Source organism: Nocardioides sp., assembly GCF_041913365.1.
Lineage (GTDB): Bacteria > Actinomycetota > Actinomycetes > Propionibacteriales > Nocardioidaceae > Nocardioides.
In genome coordinates this window covers 104,553-117,915 of record NZ_JAYSFM010000004.1, presented here as the reverse complement: position 1 = coordinate 117,915, position 13,363 = coordinate 104,553, and the positions used below count along the sequence as shown (strand labels likewise).

Below are 13,363 nucleotides of genomic sequence, written 5' to 3'. Positions count from 1 at the left end.
CGGTGGATCAGGAGCCGTACAGGGCTCGCGCCCCGGCGCGGTCCGTGTCGGTCATCGACAGGTCGGCGGACGAGCCGTTGCACTGCGGGTAGTGCATGATCGACGCCTTGTCGTACGCCGTCAGCGGACGCCAGTTGTTGTCCTCGAAGCAGGTGCCGGCCTCGGGACGGGTGTGCTCGTGCCGGAAGCCCAGCGTGTGGCCGAGCTCGTGGCCCATGATGTTGCCGGGCGTCCAGGACCCCGAGCTCATCAGCGAGGTCGCGTTGACCAGCACGTTGCGGCTGCGCTTGGCGGTGCTGGGGAAGAACGCCCGGGCGATGTACTGCGTGGTGTTGGTCGGCTCCACGGAGAACAGGACCGCGTTGTTGCGGGTCGTGCAGCTGGCGTCCTGCGCGGGCACGTAGGTGAAGTTCACCTTCGACGTGGCGCCCTCCCAGAGCGCGACGCCCTGGCTCATCGCGTTGACCACGTTGGTCTTGGCGGTGCCGAACTTGTTGCTGACGCAGTAGGTCAGGTTCAGCGCCTGGGTGGCGGACCACTTGTCGTCGGCGCCACCGACCGTGTTCACGATGAGCCCGTTGGTCGGGGTGTCGCTGCCGACCATCCGGTCGTAGAACTCGCGCAGGTCGGCGTTGGTGCCGGCCGGCTCGTCACCGTTGACGATGTACTGCTTGTCGGTGTCCAGCAGGGTCGATGCCTTGAACTCCTGGTAGGTCGGCACGGTGGTGCCGGCCTCCGGAGCAGCGATCGAGGGTGCGGCGAGGCCGAGGCCGAGGGCGGCGACGGACCCGAGTGCGATCGCCCCGAGGCGAGTGCGCTTCATGTGATGGAACCTCCGAGATGTGTAGTGGGGGCACACCTGTCCCGGGGTCCTGCGGGTCACGCAGTCCTGCCCGAGTCGGTGCGTGCTGCGTACCTTCTCCCGGCCCGGACCGTCTGGCAAGGGTCCTTTCGGGGGTGGACGTGCGGGCTCCTAGGGTGGGCGGGTGCGCATCGCGACCTGGAACGTCAACTCCCTCCGCTCCCGCATCGACCGCGTCGAGGCCTTCGTGCAGCGCCACGACATCGACGTCCTGGCCCTCCAGGAGACCAAGGCGCGCGAGGACCAGCTGCCCCTGATGGGGCTGCAGGCGCTCGGCTACGACATCGCCGTCGCCGGCCTCAACCAGTGGAACGGCGTCGCCCTGCTGTCGCGGGTCGGGCTGGAGGACGTCGAGGTCGGGTTCGCCGACATGCCGCACTTCGGCGATCCGGCCTCGGCGGAGTCGCGTGCGATCGGCGCCACCTGCGGCGGCGTCCGGATCTGGTCGCTCTACGTCCCCAACGGACGCAAGCCCGACGACCCGCACTACGTCTACAAGCTCGACTGGCTGGCCCGGCTGCGCGCCACCGCCGGCGGCTGGCTCGAGGGCCAGACCGCCCTCGTCGGCGACTGGAACATCTGCCCGACCGACGACGACGTCTTCGACCCGGCGCAGTTCACCAAGTCCACCCACGTCACCCCGCCCGAGCGCGCGGCGTTCCAGGCCTTCCTCGACGACGGCTACGCCGAGGTCACCCGCGCGCACGCCCCGGGCTACACCTACTGGGACTACTACCGCCAGCGCTTCGAGCGCGACCGCGGCCTCAAGATCGACTTCGTGCTCGCCTCGCCGACGCTGGCCTCCCGCGTCACCGGTGCGTTCATCGACCGCGACGAGCGCGACCCGGCGCAGGGCACCGGCTCGCCGTCCGACCACGCACCGGTGGTCGTCGACCTCAGCTGACCAGGACCGGCTGCCGCGTGCTGCGGATGGCGTACGACATCAGGGCGGCGACCGCACAGAGGCCGGCCGCGGCGTAGAAGGCGGGGTCGTAGCCGCCCGTCACGTCGCGCACGACGCCCGCGCCCGTCGCGGCGAGCGCGGCGCCGACCTGGTGGCTGGCGAACACCCAGCCGAAGACGATCGGGCCGGTGGCCGCGCCGAAGCGGTCGCGGCACAAGGCGACCGTCGGCGGCACGGTCGCCACCCAGTCCAGGCCGTAGACGATGATGAAGACCCACATGCTCGGCGCGACGTGGGGCGACAGCAGGGCGGGGAGGGTCATCAGGCCGACGCCGCGGAGCGCGTAGTAGCCGACCAGGAGGTAGCGCGGGTCCCAGCGATCGGTGAGCCAGCCAGAGGCGATGGTGCCCACGACGTCGAAGATGCCGACGACCGCGAGGAGCGAGGCGGCGGTGGTCGCGGGCATGCCGTGGTCGTGGGCGGCGGGCACGAAGTGGGTGGCGATCAGCCCGTTGGTGGTCATGCCGCAGATCGCGAAGCCGCCGGCGAGCAGCCAGAACGTCCGGCTGCGCGCCGCGTCGACCAGCACCGAGATCGCCCGGCCGGCGCTCGACCCGACGTGCTGGTGCGGCGGCAGGCCGGGGTCGGCGTCGGTGGCGCCGAAGGCCCGCAGCCCGAGGTCGGCCGGGTGGTTGCGGAGGAAGAGGAGCACGGGCGGCACGACGGCGAGCGCGGCCACCGACGCGAGCACGGCCGCCGTACGCCACCCATGGTTCGTGGCGAACCACGCGACGACGGGGAGGAAGACCAGCTGGCCGGTCGCGTTGCCGGCGGTGAGGATGCCGCTGACCAGCCCGCGGCGGGCGACGAACCAGCGGCTGGTGATGGTGGCGACGAAGGCCATCGACATCGAGCCGGTGCCGATGCCGACCAGCAGGCCCCAGCAGAGGACGAGCTGCCACGCCTCGGTCATGAAGACGGTGAGCCCGCTGCCGACGGAGACCATGACGAGCGCGAAGGTCACCACCGGCCGCACGCCGAAGCGGTCCATCAGCGCCGCCGCGAACGGCGAGATCAGGCCGAAGAGCATCAGGTTGAGCGACACGGCCGAGCCGATCAGCCCGTGGGACCAGCCGAACTCGTCGTGCAGCGGCTCGATCAGAACGCCCGGCACCGACCGGAAGGCCGCCGCACCGACCAGCGTCACGAAGGTGACCGCCGCGACCACCCACGCCCAGTGCAGGCGGGTCCCGGGCTCGGTCGGGGGCGCTGAGGCAGGCGTCGTGGTCGTCACCGGCCCAGCATCCCCGAGGCCGGCGCCGGACGAGAAGTGGCAGGAATGCCAACATGTGGAAGAATCCGGCCATGACGTCACCGCACCGCGTCGTGGTCCTCGCCATCCCGCCCGTCATCGGCTACGACCTGACCATCCCGCCCCAGGTCCTCGGGGAGGCGGTCGACCACGACAGGCAGCCGCTCTACGACGTCCAGGTGGTGTCGGTCGACGACCGGCCCGTCGCGGCCAGCAAGGGCTACGCGATCGCCCCCTCGGCCCCAGTGACCGCCCTGGCGACAGCCCAGACCGTGATCGTCCCCGGCACCCAGATCGCCGGCCCGCGGCGCGAGGGCACGCTGCCCGACGACCTGCGCGCCGCCCTCGCCACCGTGCCGCCCGATGCCCGCTGGGTGTCGATCTGCACCGGCGCCTTCGTGCTCGCCGCGGCCGGCATCCTCGACGGCCACCGCGCCACCACGCACTGGAAATACGCCGACGACCTCCGTCGCCTCCACCCCTCCGTCGCGCTCGACGAGGACGTGCTGTTCACCGACGACGGGCGGGTGCTCACCTCCGCCGGGCTCAGCGCCGGCATCGACCTCTGCCTCCACCTCGTCCGCTCCGACCACGGCACCGCGGTCGCCAACGCAGTGGCCCGCCACATGGTGGTGCCGCCGTGGCGCGACGGCGGGCAGGCGCAGTTCATCGAGCGCCACGTCCCACGCAGCGGCGACGAGACGACGAGTGACGTACGCGCGTGGGCGCAGGCGCACCTGCACCACCCGCTCGACGTGGCGACCCTGGCCCGGCAGGCCTCGATGAGCGTGCGGACCTTCACCCGGCGCTTCCGCGAGGAGACGGGCCAGTCCCCCGGCGCCTGGGTCACCCAGCAGCGGATCCGGCACGCCCAGCACCTCCTCGAGGCCACCGACCTGCCGGTCGACCAGGTCGCCACCCGCGCCGGGATGGGCACGGCCGCGTCGCTGCGCCAGCACCTTCGGGCCAGCGTCGGCGTCTCGCCCTCGGCGTACCGGCGTACGTTCCGCGGCGCCTGACCGGCTGCCCGGGGCGCCTCGCCGGCCGTCCGCCCGCCCTCGCCCCGCGCGGTAGTCCAGTGGCAGATGGCTGTCGTCCCGGGGTAGTCCAGTGGCAGATGGCTGCGATCCGCGGCCCGGCACGACCATCTGCCACTGGACTACCCCGGCGGGCGGTCGGGGGTCGCCTCCCACGGACTGTCGGTGGTCGGCCCCATGCTGGGCTCATGGACACCTTCCCCCTCCTGCTGACCCTGGCGCTGGTCCTCGCCGTCGGACTCGCGCTGGGCGCCGTCATCGGTGTGCTGTGGTCGCGCAGCCGGCCGGCCGACGACGCCGCCGTGGCCGCGCTCGAGCAGCGCGTGGCCGACCACGCCGTGGTGCAGGACGGCCTCGACCGCCTCCAGGACCAGCTGAGCGACCTGGCCCACGACCGGGTGGCGTGGCAGGCCCAGCTCAACCAGCAGGTCGCGGAGATGCGCCACTCGACCGACACCCTGCGCCGGGAGACCACGACCCTCGCCTCCGCGCTGCGCAAGCCGCAGGTGCGCGGGCAGTGGGGCGAGCTGCACCTGCGGCGCACCGTCGAGCTCGCCGGGCTCGTCGACCACTGTGATTTCGCGGAGCAGGTGACCTACGACGACGGGCGGCTGCGGCCCGACCTGGTCGTCTCGCTGGCCGGCGGTCGCACGATCGCCGTCGATGCGAAGGCGCCGCTCGCGGCGTTCCTCGACCTCACGGGCAGCGACGACCCCGCGGAGCACGACCGGGCGCTCTCCCGGCTGGGCGAGCACGTCCGCAAGCACGTCGGCGACCTCGGCTCCCGCCGCTACTGGGAGGCGCAGGCCCGCACGCCCGAGTTCGTCGTGCTGTTCCTGCCCGGCGAGGCGATCCTGCAGGCCGCACTCCAGGCGGCGCCTGACCTGGTCGAGCAGGCAGCGGCGAAGAACGTCGTGGTGGCCACGCCGTCCACGCTGATCGCCCTGCTCCGCACGGTCGCGCAGGGCTGGCAGCACGAGGTGCTCAACGAGCAGGCCGAGCAGGTGCAGCGGCTCGGCCAGGAGCTGCACGCGCGCCTCGGCTCGATGGCCGGCCACCTCGACCGCGTCGGCCGCTCGCTCAACGCCAGCGTGGTGGCGTACAACCAGGCGATGGGCTCGCTCGAGGGGCGCGTCCTGGTCTCCGCGCGGCGCTTCGTCGACCTCGGGGTCACCTCCGACGTGCTCGAGGAGCCGCGCCAGGTGGAGTCGCGGCCGCGCACGCTCGCGGCGCCCGAGCTGGCCGCCCTCGAGGGCCTGGGCAGCGCCTCCGACGAGCCCACGCTCGACGACCTGCTCGACCACACCCCGACGGCTCCTCCGGCGCGTCGCGCCGAGGGCGCCTGACCACGGTCCTAGGTTGTGGCCGTGAACCAGGCCGACGTGTTCTGGGAGGTCGGGCGTGAGCCGGGCCGCCAGGTGGTGGCGCTCGGTGTCGCCGTCACGCTCACCGCGGTCAGCATCGACGTGCTCCTCGTCGGGCGCCTGACGTTCTTCTTCGACCTGTGCTTCATGGTGCTCTGCCTCGGCCTCGCCGCGCTGGTGCGGCGCCGGGACTTCTTCCTCGTCGCCCTCCTGCCGCCGGTCCTGATGCCCGTGGTCTTCGGGTTCGTGGCGCTGGTGGCCCGCGACGCGATCGCCGACGAGCGCGACAGCGTCCTCCAGGCGATCGTCTCCGGGGTCGCCACCCACGGCGTCGCGCTGGGCGTCGGCTACGCCCTCTGCCTCGGCTGGCTCGCCTGGCGGCTCCACCGCGAGAGCGACGGCCACATCGCCGACGAGCTCAGTCGCGAGCTGGGCCAGCGCGCCGGCTGACCGGGCAGTTCCTCCCCGTCCGGCTCACCCACCGGGCAGTTCCTCCCCGTCCGGCTCACCCACCGGGCAGTTCCTCCCCGTCAGGGAGGAATGAAGTGCCCGGTCACCCGTCGGGACGGGGACGAAGTGCCCGGTCAGGCCTCGAAGCGCGACACGTCGCCCGCCCCGTGGCGTACGACGACGGGCTCGGCGTCCGACCAGTCGATCACCGAGGTGGGCTCGGCGGTGACCTCGCCGGACTCGATCACGATGTCGACGACGTGGTCGAGGTCCTCCTTGATCTCCCAGCCCATCGTGCGGGCCTCGGTCTCGCCGGGGAGGATCAGGGTGCTGGTGAGGATCGGCTCGCCGAGCTCCTCGAGCAGGGCGCAGACGAGCCGGTGGTCGGGGATCCGGACCCCGACCGTGCGCTTCTTGGGGTGCATCAGCCGCTTCGGCACCTCACCTGTCGCGGGCAGGATGAACGTGTAGGGACCCGGGGTCGCCGCCTTGATCGCCCGGAACGCGTGGTTGTCCACGTGCACGAACTGCCCGAGCTGGGAAAAGTCCTTGCACATCAGCGTGAAGTGGTGGCGGTCGTCGAGCTCGCGGATCCTCAGGATCCGGTCGCGGCCCTCCCGGTTGCCGAGCTGCGCGCCGAGGGCGTAGCCCGAGTCGGTCGGGTAGGCGATCAGCTGGTCGTCGCGCAGCGCCTCGACGACCTGGGTGACCAACCGCGGCTGGGGGTTGTCCGGGTGGATGTCGAGGAAGCGGGCCACGTCTCAGGCCTTCTGCGCGGCGCGCAGGTCGCGGCGCAGCTCCGGCGGCAGCGCGAAGATCAGCGACTCCTCGGCCGAGTGGACCGCGCGGGCATCGGGGTAGCCCCGCTCGGAGAGGAACGCCAGCACGCCCTCGACCAGGTCCTCCGGCACCGACGCGCCCGAGGTGACCGAGACGGTCTCGACGCCGTCGAGCCAGGCCTCGTCGATCTCGGTGTGGTCGTCGACGAGGTACGACGCCCTGGCGCCGGCCTCGAGGGCCACCTCGACGAGGCGGACGGAGTTCGACGAGTTGCGCGAGCCCACCACGATGACCAGGTCGGCCTCGGCGGAGATCTCCTTGATCGCGAGCTGGCGGTTCTGGGTGGCGTAGCAGATGTCGTCGCTCGGCGGGTCGAGCAGCAGCGGGAACTTCTCGCGGATCGCGGCCACCGTCTCGAGCGTCTCGTCGACGCTGAGGGTGGTCTGGGAGAGCCAGGCGACCTTCGCCGGGTCGCGCACCTCGATGTGGGCCACGTCCTCGGGGCTCTGCACGAGCTGGATGTGGTCGGGCGCCTCACCGGCGGTGCCCTCGACCTCCTCGTGCCCCTCGTGGCCGATCAGGAGGATGTCGTAGTCGTCGCCCGCGAAGCGCTTCGCCTCGTGGTGGACCTTGGTCACCAGCGGGCAGGTCGCGTCGATGGTCTTCAGGCCGCGGTCGGCCGCCTGGGCGTGCACGGCCGGGGACACGCCGTGCGCGGAGAACACCACGGTCTGGCCCTCGGGCACCTCGTCGAGCTCCTCGACGAAGATCGCGCCGCGCGACTCGAGGTTGGCCACGACGTGCTTGTTGTGCACGATCTGCTTGCGGACGTAGACCGGCGAGCCGTAGAGGTCCAGCGCCTTCTCGACGGTGATCACGGCCCGGTCCACGCCCGCGCAGTAGCCGCGCGGGGCCGCCAGCAGGACGTTCTTGGCGGTCTCGGGGTCCAGGACCGGGGGCAGGCCGAGGTCGGTCGTCATACGGCTCAGTCTACGGACCGCACCCGGTGGCGCCCCATCGTGAGGGCCACCCCGCGACCGCTCGTACGCCCCGTCGTGCGCGGCCACCACCAGCGCGCGTCTCCGAGGGCGGCCACGAGCGCCACGACGGCCACGCCGCCGAGCGCCACCCACCCGGCCAGGCTGGCGCCCCAGTCGCCGAAGTCGCCGCTGCCGTCGGCGTAGGGGAAGACCGGGAGCTGCTCGGAGAAGGGACGGACCAGAGCCCACGCCGTCACCAGCGGGACGACGACGAGCCCCAGCCGGACGCCCGGGTCGGGGTCGCCGCCCGAGCGACGCCACGCCGCCCATGCGGCACCTGCGAGGCACGCCGCGACCCCCTGCCACGCGACGTGCCACGGGTGGGCGAACAGGTCGTCCCAGGACCTCAGCACGGCCACGGACCAGGCGCCCAGCAGGAGCAGCACGCCAGCGGCGCGGGCCGTCGTACGCCACCAGAGCGGGCGCGGGAGCGCGTCGACGAGGACCGCGGCCGGCTCGTCGAAGCAGGACGCAGCGCCCGCGGCGAGCAGCGCGACCGCGCAGCCCTGCAGCGGCCAGGTCTGCCACGGCCACCGCTGGACGACCTCCATCGACGCCACCACGAGCACCCCGTGGGCCGCGATCCGCAGCCACGGGACGGCTCGGGCCGCGTACGGCATCACGGTGTCGCGCCGCTCGAGGGGAGCGGGTTGACCAGCGTCGTGTCGGGGCCGACCAGCATCGCGGTGAGGCACAGCGCGGCGGCGACCAGGGCAACCACGGCGATGCGGGTGCGCAGGGCGGCCCGGTCGGCCTCGGGGTCGCGGTAGAGGGCGACCAGCACGCCGAGGACGCAGAGGGTCGCGAGGTAGCCGATGTAGGCGTAGGGCGAGCCGGAGTAGCGCAGCGCGGCGTCGGGGTCGCTCTCGGTGCCACCGGCGCCGTAGAAGTGGATCCAGACCCAGACGTGCCGCCACGAGGCGGCCCAGTCGAAGAGCGGCTGCATCACCATCGTGGTCAGGACGACGACCACGCTCAGGACGGGGGCCACCCAGCGGCGCGGCCACCACCGGCCGATGACCAGGCCGAGCACGGGTCCTCCGGCCGCGGCGGGAACGCCCTCCGCGAACATGCTGGCCAGCACGAAGGTGTCCGACATCGTGCCGAAGGGCACCGTCTGCGGCTCCGGCGGGTGGAGCTGGTAGGCGACCACGGCCAGGACGTACCAGACCAGTGCGGTGGCGAGCGGGACGACCACCGCGCAGGCGAGCGCCAGCGTGCGGGTGCCCTGGTCGACGCTCACCGCGCCGGCAGCCTCGGCCGCGCGGTCGGAGTTGCGCACCAGCCCGGCCATCACGCTGATGCCGAGGACGCCGAGCAGGGCCGCGGGGGCGATGCCGTCCCCCGTCACCGACCAGGAGGCGTCGGGTGACAGGAGCCCGATCACGGTGACGGCGAGGAGGAGCCCGGCGCCCACCCAGTAGAGCTTGTGGTGCAGGTAGGCCGAGACCTCCTGCCGGGCGAGGCTGGTGAGGGTGGCGTCGCGGAACGTCAGCGAGCTGGTCATGACACGACTCCTTGGGTGGTCGGCTCCCCGCGCAGGAGGAGGTAGGCGTCCTCGACGGACGGTTCGACGGGGGTGGCGTCGGCGCCCGGGCGGCCGCCGACGGAGCGGATCGACCCGGTGCCGGTACGCCACGAGGTGAGCGCACCGGGCAGCGCTGCGGGCGCGACGTGCACCCGGCCGACGGCGGTCTCGACGAGCTCGACGACGGTCCCGTCGAAGCGCAGCACGCCCGCGTCGATGACCAGGACCCGGTCGCAGAGCGCCGAGACGTCCTCGGTCTGGTGCGTGGCGAGCAGGACGGTGCCCAGCAGGCCCGACAGGATGCCGCGCAGCGAGGCCCGCTGCTCGGGGTCGAGGCCCGTGGTCGGCTCGTCGAGGATGACCAGCCGGGGGTCGCCCATCAAGGCCTGCGCCACCGCGAGGCGGCGGCGCTGGCCGCCGGACAGCCGGGCGACCTTGGTCGTGGCCCGCTCCGCGAGGTGCACGAGCCCGAGGACGCGCTGCACCTCCCGGTGCCGGGTGTCGGTGGCGTTCCACTCCTTGAGGACCGCGACGTAGTCGAGGAACCCGAAGGCGGTCATCCCGCGCGGGAAGGTGACCTCCTGCGGCAGGTATCCGATGGCACGCCGGGCAGCGGTGCGCTCGGCGTGGGTGCCGGTCACCTCGTGGCCAGCGACCGTGATCCGGCCCGTCGTCGGCGGCAGCGTGCTGGCGAGCAACCGCAGCATCGTGGTCTTGCCGGCGCCGTTGGGCCCCAGGAGCCCGACGATGCCCGGCCGGAGCACGAGGTCGGTCACCCCCAGCGCGCTGCGGTGGCCGTAGTCCTTCGACACGCCCTCGAATCGGGCGGTGACGTGGTCGTTGATCGTCATGAGCGGGCTCCTGTGGCCGTGAGCGTGGTGGACCGGACGACGAGCAGCACCGCCATGGCGACGGCGAGGGCGAGGCACGCAAGCTGTGCGGCGGGTGCGACGAGGGCGTCGGCAGCGTGCTGCCTGCCGACCAGCGCCATGAGGGTCGCCCACCCCACGGCGACCCCCGTGGCGGCGGACCAGGCGTCGAGCCAGGTCAACAGGGCCAGCGTGGCGCTGGTCAGCCCCAGGCCCGGCAGCAGCCACGCGAAGGCCAGCGGCTGCAGTCCGGGGACGAGGGTCCCGACGGCCGTGGTGAGCGGCAGCGCGACGACCAGCGCGGCGGTGGCCCGGAGGAGGGCAAGTCGGAGCCTGCTGTACGGAGTGCCCGCCTGGACCTCGCGCAGGGGGTCGGTGGCGTCGTACGCCGCGACTACCGCGAGCACCGGCACCAGCGGAGCGAGGAGCAGGAACGCGAGGTCCCGGTAGCCGGTGAGCATGCCGGAGACGAAGGCGCACACCAAGGCACCAGCGACGGCGACGGTCCATGGCAGGTAGAGCCCGTCCGAGGCCGAGAGCAGCACGGCGTCGCGCTCCCCCAAGCCCGCCCGGCGCATCCAGCGCAGCGGTGCCGACGGGACCGGTAGGGCGACCTCGCGCGCGATGCCGGCCCACACCTTCGCGAGGGCGTCGGCCGGCACGGCCGCCGCCGCCGTCTCCTGGCACCGCTCGCAACGCATCACGTGCGCCTCGACGGAGTCCGCGAGGTCGACCGCGAGACGACCGGCTTCGTACGCCTCCCACAGCGGTTCGTCCACGTGCCACTCGGAACGCTCGGACATGCCGCTCACCACCCCTCCCTCACCACGAGCTGCTCGCGCAGCTGACGCCTCGCGGCGCGCAGCCGCGTCTTGACCGTTCCTTGCGGGAGCCCCAGCAGCCGGGCGGCCTCCCGGGTGCTGAGGCCGTCGAGCGCAGTCGCTCGCAGCACGTCGCGCAGCTCGGGCGACAGCCTGCCGAGCGCGCTGCCGAGGTCGCCGTGCTCGGCGGCCAGGAGCAGCTCGTCCTCGGCGCTGCGCACCGTCGGCGAGAGCGCGGACAGGAGCTGCTCGGCGACGGGCAGGGGCGCCGCGCGCTTGCGCAGCCGGGTCACCAGCTGCCGGATCGCGATCCCCCACAGCCACGCGCCGACCTCGCCGTCGCCGCGGAATCCGCCCGGGTGCCGCCACACCGCCAGGAACGTGTCCTGCAACGCCTCGGCAGCCAGGTCGGGGTCCGACGAGCGGCGCCGCAGGCGGGCCAGCAGCCACGGGGAGTGCCGGTCGAACAGTGCCCGCAGCGCCGCCTCGTCCCCTTCGGAGACGGCCGCGAGCAGCTCTGCGTCGCTGCGCTCGTGCCCGTCCATGCCCACCCTGTCGTCGTGGGGTGCCGGATCGGATTTCCTCCGTCGGGTCCCGGCCGGATCGTGGGGGCGTACGCCGGCATCTCCCGGTCGCGCCCGTGTGCTGTCGTGCCTCTCCCCTAGAGTCGCGCACGTGCCCTCCCTCCGCGACGCCACGGCCGAGTCCCCGGCCCCCGTGCGGGCCGTGGCCAACGCCGTCGCGCAGTGGATCGACAAGCTCGGCGGGGTGTGGGTCGAGGGCCAGATCGCCCAGGTCAACCGGCGCCCCGGCGTCAACACGGTCTTCATGACGTTGCGCGACACCGTCGCCGACATCTCCGTCACGCTGACCTGCGCGCGCTCGCTCTTCGACTCGATGAACCCGCCCCTCGTCGAGGGTGCCAGCGTCGTCGTGCACGCCCGGCCCAGCTTCTACGCCAACCGCGGCTCCTTCTCGCTGGCGGCGCGCGAGATCCGGATGGTCGGCCTCGGCGAGCTGCTCGCCCGCCTCGAGCGCCGCCGCCAGCTGCTCGCCGCCGAGGGACTGTTCGCACCGGAGCTCAAGCGCGACCTGCCCTTCCTGCCCGGTCGCGTCGGGCTGGTGACCGCACCCAACAGCGCGGCCGAGCGCGACGTCCTGGAGAACGCGCGCCGGCGGTGGCCGGCCGTGCAGTTCGAGGTGGCCTACGCCGCGATGCAGGGCACGCGCTCCGCGGCCGAGGTGATGGAGGCGCTCGACAGGCTCGAGCGCAACGCGGAGGTCGACGTCATCGTCGTCGCCCGCGGCGGCGGCTCGATCGAGGACCTGCTCCCCTTCTCCGACGAGGCGCTGGTCCGGGCCGTCCACGGCATGCGCACCCCGGTGGTCTCGGCGATCGGCCACGAGCCCGACCAGCCGCTGCTCGACCTCGTCGCCGACGTACGCGCCTCGACGCCCACCGACGCGGCCAAGCTGGTCGTCCCAGACATGGCCGAGGAGGCCAACGGCGTGACGTGGGCGCGCGACCGGCTGCGGCAGGTGATCACCCAGCGGATCGCGCGCGAGCAGGAGTGGCTGGCACAGGTGCGGTCACGGCCCGCGATGGCCGACCCGCGCAACCTGCTCTCCGCCCGCTCCGACGAGCTCGACGACCTCCTGGCGCGCGCCCGGCGTACTCTCTCGCACCGCCTCGACCGCGCCGCCGACGACATCGGCCACCAGCGCGCGCGGGCGCAGGCGCTCTCGCCGCTCGCCACCCTCCAGCGCGGCTACGCCGTGCTCCAGGACGCCGACGGCCACGTGATCACCTCCGTCTGCCAAGCCACCGCCGGCGCCGCCGTCTCGGTGCGCGTGGCCGACGGCCGGGTCCACGCCACCACCGACCGCATCGAAGAAGCCAGCCTTGTGGAGGATCCCGATGACTGAAGCCACCCCTCAGCAGCCCAGCTACGAAGAGGCGCGCGAGGAGCTCATCGAAGTGGTCCGCACCCTCGAGGCGGGCGGCACCACCCTCGAGGAGTCGCTCGCGCTCTGGGAACGCGGCGAGGCGCTCGCCAAGGTCTGCCAGGACTGGCTCGACGGCGCCCGCAAGCGCCTCGACGAGGCGATGGGCACCGAGTCCGCCGACTGAGCCCGGCCGGGCGGTGGTCCACCGACATTTCCCGCCGGCGGAATGTAGGTGGACCACCGCTCGGCCCGCGCCAGCGGTGGTCGAGGAGGATTCGGCGCACCCGCAATCCCCCTCCGCCACCGCTGGTGGCACGACACGCCCGTACGCCCCCGACGAGCGGTGGTCGAGGAGGATTCGGCGCACCCGCAATCCCCCTCCGCCACCGCTGGCGGCACGACACGCCCGTACGCCCCCGACGAGCGGTGGTCGAGGAGGATTCGGCGCA

At 73.2% G+C, this 13,363-nt stretch carries 15 protein-coding genes; 6 read left to right on the top strand and 9 right to left on the bottom strand.

The genetic code is table 11. The annotated features are described in order from the left end of the window. Positions 1-7: 7 nt before the first annotated feature. A complete protein-coding gene (locus tag ACE3QY_RS11360) occupies positions 8-823 on the bottom strand; it encodes a M57 family metalloprotease (RefSeq protein ID WP_374456138.1) in 816 nt (271 codons plus the stop codon). Between the two features lie 163 nt (positions 824-986). Here ACE3QY_RS11360 and ACE3QY_RS11355 point away from each other — a divergent pair, with 163 nt between their 5' ends. Then, entirely contained in the window at positions 987-1,766 is a 780-nt protein-coding gene (locus ACE3QY_RS11355) for an exodeoxyribonuclease III (protein ID WP_374456137.1), read from the top strand. Here the strand turns inward: ACE3QY_RS11355 and ACE3QY_RS11350 are convergent. Next, a complete protein-coding gene (locus tag ACE3QY_RS11350; RefSeq protein ID WP_374456136.1) occupies positions 1,759-3,060 on the bottom strand; it encodes an MFS transporter in 1,302 nt (433 codons plus the stop codon). The two genes, ACE3QY_RS11355 and ACE3QY_RS11350, sit on opposite strands and share 8 nt — an antisense overlap. Positions 3,061-3,131: 71 nt before the next feature. Between ACE3QY_RS11350 and ACE3QY_RS11345 the strand changes: the two genes are divergently transcribed. The 3 genes from ACE3QY_RS11345 to ACE3QY_RS11335 all read left to right on the top strand — a co-directional run bounded on the left by ACE3QY_RS11345 (position 3,132) and on the right by ACE3QY_RS11335 (position 5,929). Then, complete coding sequence (locus tag ACE3QY_RS11345) at positions 3,132-4,097, top strand: GlxA family transcriptional regulator (protein WP_374456135.1); 966 nt, start codon at positions 3,132-3,134, stop codon at positions 4,095-4,097. Between the two features lie 206 nt (positions 4,098-4,303). Then, on the top strand, positions 4,304-5,461 hold the full coding sequence (locus ACE3QY_RS11340; protein ID WP_374456134.1) for a DNA recombination protein RmuC: 1,158 nt from the start codon (positions 4,304-4,306) through the stop codon (positions 5,459-5,461). A 21-nt stretch (positions 5,462-5,482) separates the two neighbouring features. Then, on the top strand, positions 5,483-5,929 hold the full coding sequence (locus ACE3QY_RS11335) for a DUF6542 domain-containing protein (protein ID WP_374456133.1): 447 nt from the start codon (positions 5,483-5,485) through the stop codon (positions 5,927-5,929). Between the two features lie 134 nt (positions 5,930-6,063). Here the strand turns inward: ACE3QY_RS11335 and ACE3QY_RS11330 are convergent, their stop codons facing one another. The 7 genes from ACE3QY_RS11330 to ACE3QY_RS11300 are packed head-to-tail and all read right to left on the bottom strand — an operon-like array spanning position 6,064 to position 11,512. Continuing rightward, entirely contained in the window at positions 6,064-6,687 is a 624-nt protein-coding gene (locus tag ACE3QY_RS11330) for an L-threonylcarbamoyladenylate synthase (protein ID WP_374456132.1), read from the bottom strand. 3 nt (positions 6,688-6,690) lie between these two features. Next, positions 6,691-7,689, bottom strand: a complete 999-nt coding sequence (locus ACE3QY_RS11325; protein WP_374456131.1) for a 4-hydroxy-3-methylbut-2-enyl diphosphate reductase — start codon at positions 7,687-7,689, stop codon at positions 6,691-6,693. 5 nt (positions 7,690-7,694) lie between these two features. After that, positions 7,695-8,372, bottom strand: coding sequence for a hypothetical protein (locus ACE3QY_RS11320; protein WP_374456130.1), 678 nt, complete (start codon positions 8,370-8,372; stop codon positions 7,695-7,697). Beyond that, positions 8,369-9,256 (bottom strand): hypothetical protein, encoded by an 888-nt coding sequence (locus ACE3QY_RS11315; RefSeq protein ID WP_374456129.1) that lies wholly within the window; start codon positions 9,254-9,256, stop codon positions 8,369-8,371. Before ACE3QY_RS11315 ends, ACE3QY_RS11320 begins: the two co-directional genes overlap by 4 nt. Further along, positions 9,253-10,128, bottom strand: coding sequence for an ATP-binding cassette domain-containing protein (locus tag ACE3QY_RS11310; RefSeq protein ID WP_374456128.1), 876 nt, complete (start codon positions 10,126-10,128; stop codon positions 9,253-9,255). The genes ACE3QY_RS11315 and ACE3QY_RS11310 overlap by 4 nt, the downstream gene beginning before the upstream one ends. After that, positions 10,125-10,949 (bottom strand): hypothetical protein, encoded by an 825-nt coding sequence (locus ACE3QY_RS11305; RefSeq protein ID WP_374456127.1) that lies wholly within the window; start codon positions 10,947-10,949, stop codon positions 10,125-10,127. Before ACE3QY_RS11305 ends, ACE3QY_RS11310 begins: the two co-directional genes overlap by 4 nt. A gap of 5 nt (positions 10,950-10,954) precedes the next feature. Further along, a complete protein-coding gene (locus tag ACE3QY_RS11300; RefSeq protein WP_374456126.1) occupies positions 10,955-11,512 on the bottom strand; it encodes an RNA polymerase sigma factor in 558 nt (185 codons plus the stop codon). A 130-nt stretch (positions 11,513-11,642) separates the two neighbouring features. Between ACE3QY_RS11300 and xseA the strand changes: the two genes are divergently transcribed. Then, complete coding sequence (gene xseA / locus ACE3QY_RS11295; protein ID WP_374456125.1) at positions 11,643-12,893, top strand: exodeoxyribonuclease VII large subunit; 1,251 nt, start codon at positions 11,643-11,645, stop codon at positions 12,891-12,893. Beyond that, a complete protein-coding gene (locus ACE3QY_RS11290; RefSeq protein ID WP_374456124.1) occupies positions 12,886-13,098 on the top strand; it encodes an exodeoxyribonuclease VII small subunit in 213 nt (70 codons plus the stop codon). Before xseA ends, ACE3QY_RS11290 begins: the two co-directional genes overlap by 8 nt. The last annotated feature ends 265 nt before the right edge of the window (positions 13,099-13,363 follow it).